General features: G+C 64.0%; 13 protein-coding genes. 12 read left to right on the top strand and 1 reads right to left on the bottom strand.

The window, feature by feature from the left end:
- Window positions 1-400: 400 nt before the first annotated feature.
- The 12 genes from QMX88_RS25300 (at window position 401) to QMX88_RS25355 (ending at window position 14,553) form a co-directional block, all read left to right on the top strand.
- Window positions 401-1,069, top strand: coding sequence for a haloacid dehalogenase type II (locus QMX88_RS25300; RefSeq protein WP_074887989.1), 669 nt, complete (start codon window positions 401-403; stop codon window positions 1,067-1,069).
- Window positions 1,070-1,127: 58 nt separating this feature from the next.
- Window positions 1,128-2,402 carry an NAD(P)/FAD-dependent oxidoreductase gene (locus QMX88_RS25305; protein WP_282372995.1) on the top strand — a complete coding sequence of 425 codons (1,275 nt, stop codon included), beginning with the start codon at window positions 1,128-1,130 and terminating at the stop codon, window positions 2,400-2,402.
- Window positions 2,403-2,510: 108 nt separating this feature from the next.
- The gene (locus QMX88_RS25310) at window positions 2,511-4,148 is read left to right on the top strand and encodes an ABC transporter substrate-binding protein (protein ID WP_192172691.1); all 1,638 of its coding nucleotides are present in this window, start codon (window positions 2,511-2,513) and stop codon (window positions 4,146-4,148) included.
- 12 nt (window positions 4,149-4,160) lie between these two features.
- Window positions 4,161-5,117, top strand: a complete 957-nt coding sequence (locus QMX88_RS25315; protein ID WP_282372997.1) for an ABC transporter permease — start codon at window positions 4,161-4,163, stop codon at window positions 5,115-5,117.
- Complete coding sequence (locus tag QMX88_RS25320; protein WP_108123039.1) at window positions 5,114-5,989, top strand: ABC transporter permease; 876 nt, start codon at window positions 5,114-5,116, stop codon at window positions 5,987-5,989. The genes QMX88_RS25315 and QMX88_RS25320 overlap by 4 nt, the downstream gene beginning before the upstream one ends.
- A gap of 1 nt (window position 5,990) precedes the next feature.
- Complete coding sequence (locus QMX88_RS25325) at window positions 5,991-7,832, top strand: ABC transporter ATP-binding protein (RefSeq protein ID WP_282373000.1); 1,842 nt, start codon at window positions 5,991-5,993, stop codon at window positions 7,830-7,832.
- Window positions 7,829-8,137: a (2Fe-2S)-binding protein gene (locus QMX88_RS25330; RefSeq protein WP_192172689.1), complete on the top strand. Its 309-nt coding sequence runs from the start codon at window positions 7,829-7,831 to the stop codon at window positions 8,135-8,137. Before QMX88_RS25325 ends, QMX88_RS25330 begins: the two co-directional genes overlap by 4 nt.
- Complete coding sequence (locus QMX88_RS25335) at window positions 8,119-9,510, top strand: FAD/NAD(P)-dependent oxidoreductase (RefSeq protein ID WP_282373001.1); 1,392 nt, start codon at window positions 8,119-8,121, stop codon at window positions 9,508-9,510. The genes QMX88_RS25330 and QMX88_RS25335 overlap by 19 nt, the downstream gene beginning before the upstream one ends.
- The gene (locus QMX88_RS25340; RefSeq protein WP_282373002.1) at window positions 9,507-10,661 is read left to right on the top strand and encodes an NAD(P)/FAD-dependent oxidoreductase; all 1,155 of its coding nucleotides are present in this window, start codon (window positions 9,507-9,509) and stop codon (window positions 10,659-10,661) included. The genes QMX88_RS25335 and QMX88_RS25340 overlap by 4 nt, the downstream gene beginning before the upstream one ends.
- Entirely contained in the window at window positions 10,658-11,827 is a 1,170-nt protein-coding gene (gene argE / locus QMX88_RS25345; protein WP_282373003.1) for an acetylornithine deacetylase, read from the top strand. The genes QMX88_RS25340 and argE overlap by 4 nt, the downstream gene beginning before the upstream one ends.
- Window positions 11,828-11,944: 117 nt before the next feature.
- Window positions 11,945-13,405, top strand: a complete 1,461-nt coding sequence (locus QMX88_RS25350; protein ID WP_282373004.1) for an NAD-dependent succinate-semialdehyde dehydrogenase — start codon at window positions 11,945-11,947, stop codon at window positions 13,403-13,405.
- 20 nt (window positions 13,406-13,425) lie between these two features.
- A complete protein-coding gene (locus QMX88_RS25355; protein ID WP_282373005.1) occupies window positions 13,426-14,553 on the top strand; it encodes a tartrate dehydrogenase in 1,128 nt (375 codons plus the stop codon).
- Here QMX88_RS25355 and QMX88_RS25360 read toward each other — a convergent pair.
- A protein-coding gene (locus QMX88_RS25360) for an IS3 family transposase (RefSeq protein WP_282373007.1) occupies window positions 14,499-15,682 on the bottom strand; the annotation gives its coding sequence in 2 pieces (ribosomal slippage) (window positions 14,499-15,418 and window positions 15,418-15,682; 1,185 coding nt in all). The two genes, QMX88_RS25355 and QMX88_RS25360, sit on opposite strands and share 55 nt — an antisense overlap.
- Window positions 15,683-16,009: the final 327 nt, after the last annotated feature.

The raw sequence follows: 16,009 nt of genomic DNA on the forward strand, positions 1-16,009 counted from the left end.
GCGTGGGAATGCCGCCCCGGGCGCTCCGCGTCCCATGCCTGAGTAGGTGACGCAGAGCGTCACGGGATGCATTTCCACGCGGAGCGTGGGAACGATCACACTAAAGATCCGCACGCCACATTATCTGCCGCCGCAACCCCCATTCTTAAGCGCTTCCACCCCGCAATCCCCGCAAAAGCCCCCTAAAAGCGCACAAACACAGGCCCTGCCCAAGGCTGGCGCGCACCGCAAACTCTGCTGAGCCCAGCCACCAAAACGGTGGTTTGTATTGAGCACGGGTCGTTTTAGACGGCATATGCTGATTTCACAGTGATGTAATGAAGCTGTGCTGCAACGAGGCCGACGCGCCGCCAGGGCAGCGAACGCTTGCCACACTCAACTGACTTCAGGACCGCACTCAATGAGCTTTCTTCGTCCCAAATTCATTACGTTCGACTGCTACGGCACGCTCACCAATTTCCACATGGGCACCATGACCCGCGAGCTGTTTGCTGACCGCGTCAAGCCTGAACAGATGGACCAGTTCGTCAAAGACTTTTCGGCCTATCGCCTCGATCAGGTCATGGGCGACTGGCAGCCGTACGATGTGATCCTCAAGACCGCCCTGGCCCGGACCTGCAAGCGCTGGGGTGTCGAGTACCGCGATGAAGGTCAACTGTATTACGACGCCGTGCCGACCTGGGGCCCCCACGCCGACGTGCCGGCGGGTCTGTCGAAGATCGCCGACAAGATTCCCCTGGTGATCTTCTCCAACGCCAGCGACAGCCAGATCATGTCCAACGTCGACAAGCTCGGCGCGCCGTTCCACAAGGTCTTCACCGCCGAACAGGCCCAGGCCTACAAGCCGCGTCTGGCCGCGTTCGAGTTCATGCTCGACAACCTCGGCTGCGGCCCGGAAGACATCTTGCATGTGTCTTCGAGCTTCCGTTACGACCTGATGTCGGCCCACGACATGAAGATCAAGCACAAGGCGTTCGTGGCCCGTGGTCATGAAGTCCCGGCGAATGCGTACTTCGAGTACCAGCAGATCACCGACATCGGCGGACTGCCGGCGCTCGTGGGCCTGTAACTCAAACGCCGTCTCCACGCCATTTCAGCGCCGCCGTTTTAGCGATAAGGGGTTAAAGATGGGCAGTGAATCCTATTGGCTCGACACTTCACCGGCCTTCACCGGTGCCCAACTCGGCGGCTTGCCCGGGCAGGTCGACGTGGCCGTGATCGGCGGTGGATTCACCGGCCTGTCAGCGGCGCGAGCCTTGGCCCTCAAGGGTGCCAGCGTGGTCGTGCTGGACGCCGGTCGGGTCATCGGCGAAGCCTCGGGGCGCAACGGTGGGCAGTGCAACACCGGCGTGGCGCAGGATTACGCCGGGCTGCACGCCAGTCTCGGTGCGGCCAGGGCGCGCGCCTATTACCAGGCCTATGAAAGCGCGGTGCAGACCGTGGTGTCGCTGGTCGAGCAGGAAGGGATCGCCTGCGATCTGCTGCGCAACGGCAAGCTCAAGCTGGCGGCCAAACCCCTGCATTACGAAGGCCTGGCCCGCACCTGCGAGCTGATTCGCCAGGAGGTGGACGCCGACGTCGAGCTGCTGAATGCCGAGCAGACCCGTGCCGAAGTCAACTCGTCGCAGTTTCACGGTGGCTTGTTGCAGCGCAATGGCGTGCAGATGCACGTCGGCCGCTTTGGTGTTGGCCTGGCAGAAGCCGCTGCCCGGCGCGGCGCAATGATTTATCAACACACCGCGGTCAAGGACTGGAAGCCCCAGGCCGGCGGTTATCAGGTCAACACCGCCAAGGGCTCGCTGCACGCAGGCCAAGTGCTGCTGGCGACCGGCGCTTGCCAGCACGGCGATCTCGGCTGGTACCGCCGGCGGATCGTGCCGGTGGGCAGTTTTGTCATCGCCACGGAAGTCTTGCCCCAGGCGCTGATCGACGAGTTGTTGCCACAGCACCGGGCGTACGTGACCAGCCGCCAGATCGGCAACTACTTCCGCCTGACCCCGGACAACCGCCTGCTGTTCGGCGGCCGTGCGCGGTTTGCCATGTCCGACGGCGTGTCTGACGCCAAGAGCGGCAAGGTGCTGCAGGCGGCGATGCTGAACATGTTCCCGCAATTGGCCAACGTGAAAATCGACTACTGCTGGGGCGGTCTGGTGGACATGACGTCCGACCGCCTGCCCCGCGCCGGCCAGCACGGCGGCGTGTTCCATTCCATGGGCTACAGCGGCCATGGCGTGCAGATGTCCGTGCACATGGGCCAGGTCATGGCCGAGGTCATGGCCGGCAACGCGGCGGCCAATCCCTGGCGTGAACTGGAATGGCCGGCAATCCCCGGGCACTTTGGCAAGCCGTGGTTTCTGCCGTTCGTGGGCGCGTATTACCGCTTGCAGGACTATCTGCACTGACGCCTGCGCTGAGTCGCCCGTTGTAGCGTCACCGTCGTCTGCGTTTCCAGGACGCTCCGGACATCCGTGAGCACTCGAATATCCCGATCATCGACAGGTAGCCTTGATATGACTGACCACAAAGACACCCCCGAGCTTATCTCCGGCCCAGACAGCCTGCGGGTATTCGAAGGCCTCAATCGCGGCATGTCGCGGCGCAACGCCTTGCAGATGCTTGGCCTTGCCGGCGTCGCCGCAGCGGGGGCGGGCAGCCTGTTCGGCAGCGCCGGCAAACTGTTCGCCGAAGAAGCCACCGCTGGCGGCAAGGGCAAGCCGGGCGGCAAGATCCGCGTCGCCGGTATGTCCAGTTCCACCGCCGACACCCTCGACCCGGCCAAGGGTGCGCTGTCCACCGACTATGCGCGTCACTACATGTTCTACAACGGCCTGACCCGTTTCGATAAGCACCTGGTGCCGCAGCTGGAACTGGCCGAGCGCATCGATAACGTTGACGCCACACTGTGGACCATCACCCTGCGCAAGGACGTGACCTTCCACAACGGCAAGAGCCTCGGTGCCGCCGACGTGGTGTTCTCCCTCAGCCGCCACAAGGACCCGATCACCGGCTCCAAAGTCATGCCACTGATGGAGCAGTTCGCCGAAATCAAGGCCACCGGCCCGAACGAAGTGCAGATCCGCCTCAGCGCGCCGAACGCCGAACTGCCGTCGATCCTCGCCGTGTCGCACCTGCTGATCGTTCCCGAGGGCACCACCGATTTCAACAAAGGCATCGGCACCGGGCCGTTCACCGTTGGCGAGTTCAAGCCGGGCGTGCGTTCGGTGGCCGTGCGCAACAAGAACTACTGGAAACCGGGCCTGCCGTACCTCGACGAGATCGAATTCATCGCCATCGCCGACGAGCCTTCGCGGGTCAACGCGCTGCTGTCCGGCGACGTGCACATGATTAACGAGGTCAACCCGCGCTCCACCACGCGCATCGCCGCCAGCCCCAAACACCGCGTCGTCGATGCACCGTCGGGCAACTACACTGACTTGATCATTCGCCAGGACCAGCTCCCCGGCAAAAGCCCGGAATTCACCCAGGCCATGAAACTGCTGCTGGACCGCGAACAGGTCAAATCCGCCGTGTTCCGTGGCTTCGCCGTGGTCGGCAACGATCACCCGATTGCGCCGGGGTCGCGCTACTTCAACACCGACTTGCCGCAGACGGTCTACGACCCGGAAAAAGCCAAGTTCCTGCTGAAGAAAGCCGGCATGGAAAGCATCACCATGCCGGTCATGGCGTCGCCTGCCGCGACAGGTTCCGTGGACATCGCCGTGCTGCTGCAGCAATCGGCGAAACAGGCCGGGCTCAAGCTGGACGTCAACCGCCTGCCGAGCGACGGCTACTGGTCCAACCACTGGATGAAGCACCCGTTGAGCTTCGGCAACATCAACCCGCGACCGAACGCCGACGTGATGTTCTCGCAGTTCTTCCAGTCCAAGGCGCCGTGGAACGAGTCCGGTTGGCAGAACGATCAGTTCGACCAGTTGCTGATGCTGGCCCGGGGCGAAACCGACGACGCCAAGCGCGCCAAGATGTACGGCGACATGCAGACCCTGGTCCACGATCACTGCGGCATCGGCGTGCCGGTGTTCATCAGCAACATCGACGGTGTCGACCAGCGCATCAAGGGCTACGACTCGAACCCGTTGGGCGGCTTCATGGGTTACATGTTCGCCGAGCAGGTGTGGCTGGACGCTTGAGGAGGCAGTGCGATGAATAGCCATACACTGTGGTTGATCTGCCGGCGCCTCGGTGCCGGGGCCGTGACCCTGTTGATCGTGTCCATGGTCGTGTTCGCGATCACGGCCGTGCTGCCGGGCGACGCGGCGCAGCAATCCCTCGGCCAGTTCGCCACCCCTGAACAGGTGGCGGCACTGCGTCTGAAACTGGGACTCGATCAACCCGGCGTGTTGCGCTATCTGCACTGGTTGATGAGCCTGCTCACCGGCGACATGGGCCAGTCGGTGTCCAACGCCATGCCGGTGGGTGAATTGATGGCCGGCCGGGTGCCCAACACGCTGATGCTGGCGGCCGCCACGGCGCTGGTGTCGGTGCCGCTGGCGCTGATCCTCGGCATCGGTTCGGCCATGGGTCGGGGCGGGCGCATCGACAGCTGCCTGAGTTTCATCACCCTGGCGATGGTCGCAGTCCCTGAGTTTCTGGTGGCGACCCTGGCGGTGCTGATTTTCGCGGTCAACCTCGGTTGGCTGTCGGCGCTGTCCTATGCCACCGACATCACCTCGCCGCTGCAATTTCTGCGCACTTACGCCCTGCCGGTAATGACCCTGTGCTGCGTGATCGTGGCGCAGATGGCGCGCATGACCCGTGCCGCCGTCATCGACCAGCTCGACAGCCCGTACGTGGAAATGGCCCGCCTCAAAGGCGTCAGCCCGATCCGCATCGTCCTGCGCCACGCGTTGCCCAACGCCATCGGGCCGATAGCCAACGCCATCGCCCTGAGCCTGTCGTACCTGCTCGGCGGGGTGGTGATCGTCGAGACCATCTTCAACTACCCCGGCATCGCCAGCCTGATGGTCGATGCCGTGACCAACCGCGACATGGCCCTGGTGCAAGCCTGCACCATGCTGTTCTGCGCGGCCTATCTGGCGTTGGTGTTGCTTGCCGACCTCTGCGCCATCCTCTCCAACCCGAGGCTGAGAAACCAATGAACCCGCTCATTGCGAAATCCAGGCCTGCGTCTTCAGCCCTGGCACTGGCCAAGGTCTCCGGCAACCCGTCCTGGCTGGGATTGGTCGGTGCTGCCGTCTGCGTGATCTGGCTGCTGGTGGCGCTGTTCGGCCCGTGGCTGGCGCCGCACCCGGTCGGCGAAGTGATCTCCGACAACATCTTCGAAGGCTTCAGCCTGGCGCATCCGTTCGGCACCGATTACCTGGGCCGCGACATGCTCAGCCGAGTGCTGGTGGGCGCGCGCTTCACGGTCGGTCTGTCGTTGGTGGCGGCGCTTTTGGCCAGCTTCTTCGGCACCGGCTGCGCGCTGCTGTCAGTGGTTTCGCCGAAGTGGCTGGACGAAATCATCAGCCGGATCATGGACGCCTTCATTTCGATCCCCAGCAAAATGCTAGCGCTGATCATGGTCTCGGCCTTCGGCTCGTCGGTCACGCTGCTGATCTGCACGGCGGTCATCAGCTACATCCCCGGCTCGTTCCGGGTGGCCCGCAGCATGGCGGTCAATATCGAAGCGCTGGAATACGTGCAAGTGGCGCGCACCCGGGGTGAAGGCAAGCTGTACGTGGCGTGCCGGGAAATCCTGCCGAACATGCTCAACCCGGTGCTCACCGACCTGGGCCTGCGTTTCGGCTACATCGTGCTGTTGCTCAGCGGCATGAGTTTTCTGGGCCTCGGCGTGCAGCCGCCGGACGCCGACCTTGGCTCGCTGGTGCGGGAAAACATCGGCGGCCTCAACCAGGGCGCGATGGCGATCATTATTCCGGCACTGGCTATCGGCACGCTGACCATCGGCGTCAATCTGCTGATCGACTACCTGTCATCGCGACGCGGTCGCCGCTCGGGAGGCCACTGACATGACCCAGTTGATTCGCGTCGAAGACTTGCGCGTGGTGGCCGGTGATCCGGGCAGCGAAGTGGAGATCGTCAAGGGCGTGAGTTTTGCCCTGGAGAAGGGCGAAGTGCTGGCGCTGATCGGCGAGTCCGGCTCCGGCAAAACCACCATTGCCCTGGCCTTGCTCGGTTATGCGCGACGGGGCTGCCGGTTGTCCGGTGGCGTGGTGCAGGTCGGCGAACACGACATGCTCGCCCTCAGCGAAAAAGAGTTGCAGGGCCTGCGCGGCAATCGCGTCTCGTACATTGCCCAGAGCGCGGCGGCCGCCTTTAATCCGGCGAAAAAACTCCTCGATCAAGTGGTAGAAGGGCCGTTGATCCACGGCCTCGGCACCCGCGCAGAGCTGGAAGCCAAGGCCATCGGCCTGTTCCGCGACCTGGCGCTGCCAAATCCGGAACGCATCGGCCGTCGCTACCCGCACCAGGTTTCCGGCGGGCAACTGCAACGGGTGATGGCCGCAATGGCCCTGATCAGCGACCCGCTGCTGGTGGTGCTCGACGAGCCGACTACCGCGCTGGACGTCACCACCCAGATCGACGTGCTGCGGGCGTTCAAGCGCGTGGTGCGGGAACGCGGCGCCACGGCGGTCTACGTGTCCCACGACCTGGCCGTGGTGGCGCAAATGGCCGACCAGATTGTCGTGCTCAACGGCGGGCAGATTCTCGAACAAAGCGCCACTGCGCCGCTGCTCAAGGCACCGGCCCACGATTACACCCGCAGCCTGCTGGCGGCTGCGCGGCCCGACACGCGCATTCGTCCGCCCTGTGGCATCGCGGAAGAAGGGCCACTGCTGACCATCACCGGCCTGACCGCCGGCTACGGCAACAAGAACCTGCAGGGCATGCCGGCGATTCGCGTGCTGGAAGACATCGACCTGACCGTACGACGTGGCCAGGCCATCGGCGTGATCGGCGAGTCCGGCTCGGGCAAATCCACCCTGGCGCGGGTCGTGGCGGGGCTGCTGACCCCGGCCCTCGGCGGCCTGACCTTCGACGGTCAGCCGTTGGGCGGCAGCCTGTCTGAGCGCACGCCGGAGCAGTTTCGGCGCATCCAGATGGTCTTCCAGAACGCCGACACCGCGCTCAACCCGATGCACAGCGTGGCGACCATCCTCAGCCGTCCGCTGAAAATGTACTTCGGCCTCAAGGGCGCGGCCTTGCAGACGCGCATCGGCGAGCTGCTCGACCTGGTGCGCCTGCCCCGGGACATGGCCGACCGCCGTCCCAATGAGCTGTCGGGCGGGCAGAAGCAGCGGGTCAATCTGGCCCGGGCGCTGGCGGCCAAGCCTGACCTGATTCTCTGCGATGAAGTGACCTCGGCCCTCGACACCGTGGTCGGCGCGGCGATCCTCGAACTGCTCCGCGACCTGCGCCAGCAACTGGGCGTGTCCTACCTGTTCATCAGCCACGACATTTCTACCGTGCGTGCGCTGTGCGATGACATCGTGGTGATGTACAGCGGCCACAAAGTCCACGCCGGCCGCCGCGAATCCTTTGCCGAAGCGCCGTACCACCCGTACACCGACCTGTTGATCCATTCGGTGCCGGAACTGCGTCAAGGCTGGCTGGAAACCTGCGGCGCCACCAGCGGCGAGCTGCCGCCGATCGGCGAGCGGGCCAACCTGCCGGAGCTGTGCACCTTCCTCAATCGCTGCCCGATGCGCATCGACGGCCTGTGCAACCGCACCGCGCCCAACCGCCGCACGCTGGACAACGGCAGTGAAATTCTGTGCCACCGCGACGCCGCCGATCTGCTGGCGACCCAGCGCGGCGTCACCCCCACAAGCTTTGGAGCGTATGCATGAAAGGGCGTTTTGTGAGGCTGGCCGAACAGGGCCGGCCGACGGTCAAGCTGACCGTGGATGGCGCGCCGGTCGACGCATTGCAGGGCGACACGCTGATGGTGGCGTTGCTGACCCAGGGCACCGCGCTGCGCCAGTCGGAATTCGACAGCGGCCGCCGCGCCGGTTTCTGCCTGATGGGCGCGTGCCAGGATTGCTGGGTGTGGACCCGTGGCGGTGAACGCCTGCGCGCCTGCTCCAACGAAGTCCGCGACGGGCTGGACATCGTCACCACACAACCGGAGGCGACATGGCCACTGCACAGCTGAGCACCCATCGCGTCGTCATCGTCGGCGCGGGCCCGGCCGGCGTGCGCTGCGCCGAAACCCTGCTGGCGGCCGGCATCAAACCGATTCTGGTGGACGAAAACCGCCGCGACGGCGGGCAGATCTACCGCCGCCAGCCGGACGGATTCACCCGCGATTACTCCACCTTGTATGGCAGCGAAGCCGACAAGGCCAAGGACCTGCACCAGACCTTCGACCGCATCCGTAGCGCCATCGATTACCGCCCGGATACCCTCGTGTGGAACCTCACGCCGGGGCAGCTGTGCTGCGCCAATCAGGGCCGCCACACCACGCTGGACTATGACGCGCTGATCCTCTGCACCGGCGCCACCGACCGCTTGATGCCCATCGAAGGCTGGCAACTGGCGGGCACCTACAGCCTGGGCGGGGCGCAGATCGCGTTGAAGAATCAGGCGGTTTCCATCGGCCATCGCGTGGTGTTCATGGGCAGCGGGCCGTTGCTGTACCTGGTCGCCAGCCAGTACGTCAAAGCCGGCGCGACTGTGGCCGCGGTCCTCGATACCTCGCCCTTCAGCCTGCGCCTCAAAGCCCTGCCCAAGCTGCTGGCGCGGCCGGGTCTGCTGTGGACCGGCATGAAACTGTTGACGCAGTTGTATCAAGCCAAAGTACCGGTGCATCTCGGCGTCAAGCCGTTAGAGGTGCTGGGCGATGCCGCCAATGGCGTGGCAGGCGTGCGTTTTACGACGGGCAGCGGCAAGGCCGTGACCGTGCAGGCCGATGCCGTGGCGCTGGGGTATCACCTGCGCCCGGAAACCCAGCTGGGTGATCTGGCCGGTTGCGCCATGGCCTTCGATGAGGCTTCCAGCCAATGGTGGCTGGCGACGGATGAGGCCGGTCGGACCTCGGTGAACGGCGTCTACGCCGCGGGCGACGGGGCGAAAATTCGCGGCGCCGATGCTGCCGAGCACGCCGGACGCCGAGTGGCACTGGCACTGCTCGAAGACCTCAAGCAACCGTTTAACGCCGGGCTGCGCGATGAACAGCAACAGGCGCTCACGGTGATGGACCAGTTTCGTCTGGGCCTGGCCGAAGCGTTTCCCTGGCCTGCTGAACAGGCCAAGGCCTTGCCCGACAGCGCCATCGTCTGCCGCTGCGAGATGATCACGGCCGGCGAATTGCGTCGCACGGTTAATGAGAAGGGCGCCTGTGAAGTCAACCGTGCCAAGGCTTTCAGCCGGGTCGGCATGGGTCGCTGCCAAGGCCGTTATTGCTCCCAGGCGGGGGCTGAAGTGATCGCCGCGGAAGCCGGCGTGCAGGTGCAGGAAGTCGGTCGCCAGCGCGGGCAGGCGCCGGTCAAACCCTTGTCGATGCTCATTGAGGAGGTGTCGCCATGAGCGTGCAAAAAGCAGATGTGGTGATCGTCGGTGGCGGCGTGATGGGCTCAGCGACGGCGTTCTTTCTACGTCAGCGCGGGCAGTCGGTGATCCTGCTGGAGCGCGACCAGATCGGCCAGTACGCCAGCGGCGTCAACTTCGGCAACGTACGCCGGCAAGGGCGATTCCTCGGGCAACTGGCGCTGGCCAACCGTTCGTACGCACTGTGGAAACGCCTCCCGGAACTGATCGACGACGACCTCGAATTCATCCCCAGCGGGCACATGCGCGTGTGTTATCGCGAAGACGAAATCGCCGAGCTGGAGGCCTATGCCGCCGCCCCGGAGGCCGAGCAGCTGGACCTGAAAATCTACCGTGGCGCCGAGCTGCATCAGCGTTTTGGCTTTCTCGGCGCGGACGTCAAAGGCGGCTCGTACGCCCCCCACGACGGCCACGCCAACCCGCGCCTCGCCGCGCCAGCCTTTGCCCGCGCTGCCCGGCGCCTGGGGGCACAGATCGAAGAGCGCACGGAAGTGGCCGAGGTCCAGAAGGTCGGCGGTGATTTTCACGTCACCACCACCGACGGTCGTCAGTTCCACGCCGCGCAGCTGTTGATCACCGCCGGCGCTTGGGGCCAGAAGCTTTCGGCACAGTTTGGCGAACCGGTGCCGCTGGACACCCACGGCCCGCAAATGGCGGTCACGGAACCGGTGCCCTACGCCTTGCCGACGGTGATCGGCGTGTACACCAAGATCGCCGAAGAGGTGATTTATTTCCGCCAGATTCCCCGGGGCAACATCGTCATCGGCGGCGGCTTTCGCAGCAAACCGGACATGCTCAACCGTCGCGCCGCTGTCGAACCGCGCAGCATCCTCAATCAGGCCGAGCAGATGCGCCGGCTGCTACCGGGCGTGGGCAATTTGAACATCATCCGCGTGTGGAGCGGCATTGAAGGCTACCTGCCGGACTCGCTGCCGATCATGGGCCCCAGCGGCACCGTCGACGGCCTGTTCTACGCCTTCGGCTTTTGCGGCCACGGCTTCCAGCTCGGCCCCGGCGTCGGTGACGTGATGGCCGAACTGCTCGACACCGGTCGCACCACGACCCCGATCGAGGCATTCTCCATCACGCGTTTTGCCCTTCCCGCCGTGCAACGGAGCCACGCCTCATGAAACCCCGCGTTCTCGAGATTCTGAAACGGCTGATGGCCTTCGAAACCGTGTCGTCGGAGTCCAACATGGCCCTGATCGACTACGTCCGCGACCTGCTGCTAACCAAGGGCATCGAGTCGCTGATCGTCAAGGACGAGAGTGGCAAGAAGGCCAACCTGTTCGCCAGCACCGGGCCGAAAGATCAGCCCGGCGTGTTGCTCTCCGGGCACACCGACGTGGTGCCGGCGGCGGGGCAGGCGTGGACCTTTCCGGCCTTCGCCGCCACCGTGCAGGACGGGCGCATCTATGGCCGTGGCAGCTGCGACATGAAGGGCTTCATCGCCCTGGCCATCGACGCCATGCTCGACGCGGCAGAGCACTCACTCACACGCCCCCTCAACCGCCCGCTGCAACTGGCCTTGTCCCATGACGAGGAGATCGGTTGCGTCGGCGTGCGGCGCTTGCTCGACGTGCTGCACCTGGCGCCGGTGCGGCCGTTTCTCTGCGTGATCGGCGAGCCGACCAACATGCAGTTCGTGCTGGGCCATAAGGGCAAGGGCTCCTACCGGACCTATTGCCGGGGTCAGGAGGCGCATTCGTCCCTGGCGCCGCGCTCGGTCAACGCCATTCACGTGGCCTGCGACTTCATCGCCTCCCTGCGGGAGAGCCAGCAGCATCTGCAACAGCACGGCGCTCAGGACACCGACTACGACGTGCCTTACAGCACCGTGCACGTCGGCCAGATCAGCGGCGGCAAGGCGCTGAACATCGTGCCGAACCTGTGCACGCTGGATTTCGAGGTGCGCAACCTGCCGGCGGACAATCTGGATCAGTTCATCGAGCAGATGCGCGAGCGTGCCGAAGTGATCGTGCGTGAGGCGCAGAAGCTCTCCAGTGTCGCGGCCATCGAGATCGAAACCATCAACGTCTACCCCGGCCTCGACACCCATCCGACGGTCGAAGCGGTGAGCTTTCTCAAGCAGTTCGCTGCGCCGGACACCGGCATGACCAAGGTCTCCTTCGGCACCGAAGGCGGTCTGTTCAAGCAGCGTTTGGACGTGCCGGTGGTGGTGTGCGGCCCGGGTTCCATTGAACAGGCGCACAAGCCCGACGAGTTTATCGAGGTCAGCCAGATGGACGCCGGCGAGCGCTTTCTGCAAGGGTTACTTGGCTCGTTGAAGGCGTAGCAGAGCCTGCCGTCCTGCGTTGAATTTCAGCACGGCGCGCTGGTTTGAAGGCGCTTTCGGCATCCTCGTTCGAGCCAGATCCCTAGACTGGAATCTGTCTCGGATCAGGACTCGACCATGCTCAAGAATTGCTTGCAAGACCCCGGCCTGCTGGCTGAACGCGCCTACGTCAACGGCCAGTGGATCGCTGCTGACAGTGGCGCCACCCTGGACGTCCGCGACCCCGCCAGCGGCGATCTGCTGGCGCAGGTCCCGGCCATGGACGCGGTCGACACCCGGCGCGCCATCGAAGCCGCCGAACGTGCTTGGCCTGCCTGGCGCGCGCGCCCGGCGGCAGAACGCGCGGGGCTGCTGGAGCGCTGGTTTCAGGCGATGATCGACAACCTCGATGACCTCGCGCTGATCATGACCTGCGAGCAGGGCAAGCCGATGAACGAGGCCAAGGGCGAAATCCGCTACGGCGCCGGCTTCGTCAAATGGTTCGCCGAAGAAGCGCGCCGGGTCTACGGCGAAACCATGCCGGCGCCCACTGGCGACCGCCGCCTGCTGACCCTCAAGCAACCCGTGGGCGTCTGCGCCGCGATCACCCCGTGGAATTTCCCCAACGCGATGATCACCCGCAAATGCGCGCCGGCCCTGGCCGCCGGCTGCCCGATCATCGTCAAACCGTCGGACCTCACGCCGCTGTCCGCCCTCGCCCTGGCGGTGCTGGCCGAGCGCGTCGGCATTCCGGCCGGCGTGTTCAACGTCATCACCGGAATGCCCGCCAGCATCGGCGAAGAACTCACCGGCAACCCGGCGGTGCGCAAGATTTCCTTCACCGGCTCCACCGCCGTCGGCCGCCTGCTGATGCGCCAGAGCGCCGAACACATCAAGCGCCTGAGCCTGGAACTGGGTGGCAACGCGCCGTTTGTGGTGTTCGATGACGCCGACCTGGAACAGGCCGTGGCCGGGGTGATGATCAGCAAGTTTCGCAACGCCGGGCAAACCTGCGTGTGCGCCAACCGCATTCTGGTGCAGGCGGGCATCTACGACCGTTTCGCCGCGCGGCTGGTGGAGGAGGTCGGCAAACTCAAGGTCGGTAACGGCCTGGAAGAGGGCGTGACCATCGGCCCGCTGATCAACCCGGCGGCGGTCGCCAAGGTGGCGCGGCACATCGACGACGCCCTGAGCCAGGGCGCCAAACTGCTCTGCGGCGGGATTCCCACAGGCGACACCCCGTTCGTGCAACCCACCGTGCTGGCTGACGCCCAAGCCGGCATGCTGCTGGCGAACGAAGAAACCTTCGGCCCGGTGGCGCCGTTGATGCGCTTTACTGATGAGGCCGAGGCATTGGCGTTGGCCAACGCCACGCCGTTCGGTTTGGGCGCCTACTATTTCACCCAGGACCTGAAGCGCTCGTGGCGCTTTGGTGAGGCGCTGGAGTTCGGCATGGTCGGCCTCAACACCGGGATCATCTCGATGGAAGTCGCGCCCTTCGGCGGCATCAAACAATCGGGCCTCGGTCGCGAGGGCAGCAAGTACGGCCTGGACGAGTACCTTGAAGTCAAAGCCTTCCACATCGGCGGCTTGAACTGATTCATCCCGAGGGGCGCACCATGAGCAAGGCATTCAGAATCGCCGCGATTGCGGGCGACGGCATCGGCAAGGAAGTCCTGCCGGAAGGGCTGCGGGTACTGGAACAGGCGGCGAAAAAATGGCAACTGAACCTGAGCATCGAGGTGCTCGACTGGGCCCACTGCGACTACTACCTCGCCCACGGGCAGATGATGCCCGATGACTGGTTCGAGCGGCTCAAGGGCTATGACGCGATCTACTTCGGCGCCGTGGGCTGGCCCGACAAGGTGCCGGACCACATTTCCCTGTGGGGTTCCTTGCTCAAGTTTCGCCGGGACTTCGACCAATACGTGAACATCCGCCCGGTGCGCCTGTTCCCCGGCGTGCCCTGTCCGCTGGCCGGACGCAAGCCGGGTGACATCGATTTCGTGGTGATCCGTGAAAACACCGAGGGCGAATATTCCTCGGTGGGCGGCAAGATGTTCGAAGGCACCGAACATGAATTCGTGCTGCAGGAATCGGTGTTCACCCGTCGCGGCGTCGATCGCATCCTCAAGTTCGCCTTCGAACTCGCCCAGACCCGCCCGCGCAAACGCCTGACGGCGGCGACCAAATCCAACGGCATCTCCATCAGCATGCCGTACTGGGACGAACGCACGGCGTTGATGGCGGCGAATTACCCTGAGGTCAGCTGGGACAAACAGCACATCGACATTCTGTGCGCACGGTTCGTGCTGCAGCCGGACCGCTTTGACGTGGTCGTGGCGTCGAACCTGTTCGGCGACATCCTGTCGGACCTCGGCCCGGCATGCGCCGGCACCATCGGCATAGCCCCCTCGGCCAACCTCGACCCGGAACGGCGGTTTCCGTCATTGTTCGAACCAGTGCATGGCTCCGCGCCGGACATCTACGGACAGAACATCGCCAACCCCATCGCGATGATCTGGTCCGGCGCGCTGATGCTCGACTTTCTCGGCAACGGCGACGAACGCTACCGCGCGGCCCACGACGGGATCTTGCAGGCGATTGAACAGGTGATTGCCGAAGGCCCGATCACCCCGGACCTGGGAGGGAAGGGCTCGACGCAAGACGTGGGGGCGGCGATTTGTAGTGGTCAACTAATTCCGGACACCTCGATAGGTGGTTTCAAGGCCATCGTCCGTTCGTAAACGGTCGGTGGCAGATACCCCAGTTTCGAGTGCAGCCGCTCATTGTTGTAATACCCAACGATGTATTGAGTGATGTCGCGTATCGCTTCGCCATGGTTGGCGTAATTGCGCCGCCATACCCGCTCCATTTTCAGGCTCAGGAAGAAGCGTTCCATCACCGCATTGTCCCAGCAGTTACCTTTACGGCTCATGCTTTGCTGCATGGCGTGTCTGGCCAGCAGCGATCTGTAGATTGCGCTCGCATATTGGCTGCCTCGATCGGAGTGGGCGATCAAGCCAGGTGGAGGTTGACGCTGCGCGACGGCCATCTGCATCGCGCTGCAAACCAGCTCTGCAGGCATGTTTGGGGCCATCGCCCAACCCACGATCTTGCGCGAGAACAAGTCCAGCACCACGGCCAGATAGAGCCAGCCGCTACGCGTTTGTATGTAAGTAATATCGGCGACCCAGGCGGTGTTAATAGCCTGCGCTTCGAACTGTCGATTCAACACATTCTCAGCGATTGGCAGGTCATGCTTGCTGTCGGTCGTATGCACAAACTTGGGTTTCCACGCCGAGCGCAAACCATGGGCTCGCATCAGGCGGCGGACTTTATAGCGACCTATTTGCATGCCCTTGGCCCGCAGAGCCTTGGTTAAAGGGCGGCTTCCGCGGCAACCGTTGCTCTCGGCAAACGATGCCTTGAGCTGCGCGACAACGGAGCAACTTAGCCGAGCAGGCGCTTGTGCCCGCTTACAGGCCTCGTAAAAACCTGATCGACTGACGTTCAGTACACGACAGACATGCGCCACCGAATAAGCCTTCTGTTGCAGTTGCCGAACAAGCCTATACGTCACTTCAGTTCGCGGGCAAAGAAGGCGGTAGCCTTTTTTAAGATGTCGTTGTCCATCTTGAGCTGCCGGTTTTCCTGCTCCAGCTGCCGAATGCGCTGCTGCTCAGCCGTCAGCGGGTTTCCGATCCCGGCCTGGCCCAGCTGCTCGGCGTCATATTGGCGGATCCACCGCCGTACGGCCGTCTCACCGAGATTCTGGTCCTGACAAACCTGCGGAACGGTCAGCCCCTGATCCCTGACCATCTTTACGACTTCCAGTTTGTAGCTGTCATCAAATCTTTTGCGCTTTCTGGTCATGTAGAACTCCTCGATAAATGTATTTTCCACTTATCGAGGTGTCCGGGGAAATTAGACCACTGCAATTGCCGGGAGGTTGGTTTAGGGGGTGGCGGTGTTTCAGCAGGACCGGCTTTTGATGTATGTGGGACCGGCTTTAGCCGGGAAGAGGCCGGTGTGTGCAATATCATTTTTCCGGTATGGCCGCCGACGCCCTCCCGGCTAAAGCCGGTCCCACAGGGACGCAGAGCGTCCGGGGCTGCATTACCACGCAGAGCGTGGGAACGATCTGCACGTGTCTGGCTCAACGGTGACAGGTTTTTGATCTCAGTGGGACCGGCTTTAGCC

The organism is Pseudomonas sp. PS02290 (assembly GCF_029960075.1).
Lineage (GTDB): Bacteria > Pseudomonadota > Gammaproteobacteria > Pseudomonadales > Pseudomonadaceae > Aquipseudomonas.

What these genes read in the sequence shown, in the direction of transcription:
- QMX88_RS25320 (WP_108123039.1), top strand. Translation starts at nt 5,114, where the DNA reads ATGAACCCGCTCATTGCGAAATCCAGGCCTGCGTCTTCAGCCCTGGCA.
- QMX88_RS25330 (WP_192172689.1), top strand. Translation starts at nt 7,829, where the DNA reads ATGAAAGGGCGTTTTGTGAGGCTGGCCGAACAGGGCCGGCCGACGGTC.
- QMX88_RS25300 (WP_074887989.1), top strand. Translation starts at nt 401, where the DNA reads ATGAGCTTTCTTCGTCCCAAATTCATTACGTTCGACTGCTACGGCACG.
- QMX88_RS25315 (WP_282372997.1), top strand. Translation starts at nt 4,161, where the DNA reads ATGAATAGCCATACACTGTGGTTGATCTGCCGGCGCCTCGGTGCCGGG.
- QMX88_RS25305 (WP_282372995.1), top strand. Translation starts at nt 1,128, where the DNA reads ATGGGCAGTGAATCCTATTGGCTCGACACTTCACCGGCCTTCACCGGT.
- QMX88_RS25355 (WP_282373005.1), top strand. Translation starts at nt 13,426, where the DNA reads ATGAGCAAGGCATTCAGAATCGCCGCGATTGCGGGCGACGGCATCGGC.
- QMX88_RS25310 (WP_192172691.1), top strand. Translation starts at nt 2,511, where the DNA reads ATGACTGACCACAAAGACACCCCCGAGCTTATCTCCGGCCCAGACAGC.
- QMX88_RS25350 (WP_282373004.1), top strand. Translation starts at nt 11,945, where the DNA reads ATGCTCAAGAATTGCTTGCAAGACCCCGGCCTGCTGGCTGAACGCGCC.
- QMX88_RS25335 (WP_282373001.1), top strand. Translation starts at nt 8,119, where the DNA reads ATGGCCACTGCACAGCTGAGCACCCATCGCGTCGTCATCGTCGGCGCG.
- QMX88_RS25325 (WP_282373000.1), top strand. Translation starts at nt 5,991, where the DNA reads ATGACCCAGTTGATTCGCGTCGAAGACTTGCGCGTGGTGGCCGGTGAT.
- QMX88_RS25340 (WP_282373002.1), top strand. Translation starts at nt 9,507, where the DNA reads ATGAGCGTGCAAAAAGCAGATGTGGTGATCGTCGGTGGCGGCGTGATG.
- argE (WP_282373003.1), top strand. Translation starts at nt 10,658, where the DNA reads ATGAAACCCCGCGTTCTCGAGATTCTGAAACGGCTGATGGCCTTCGAA.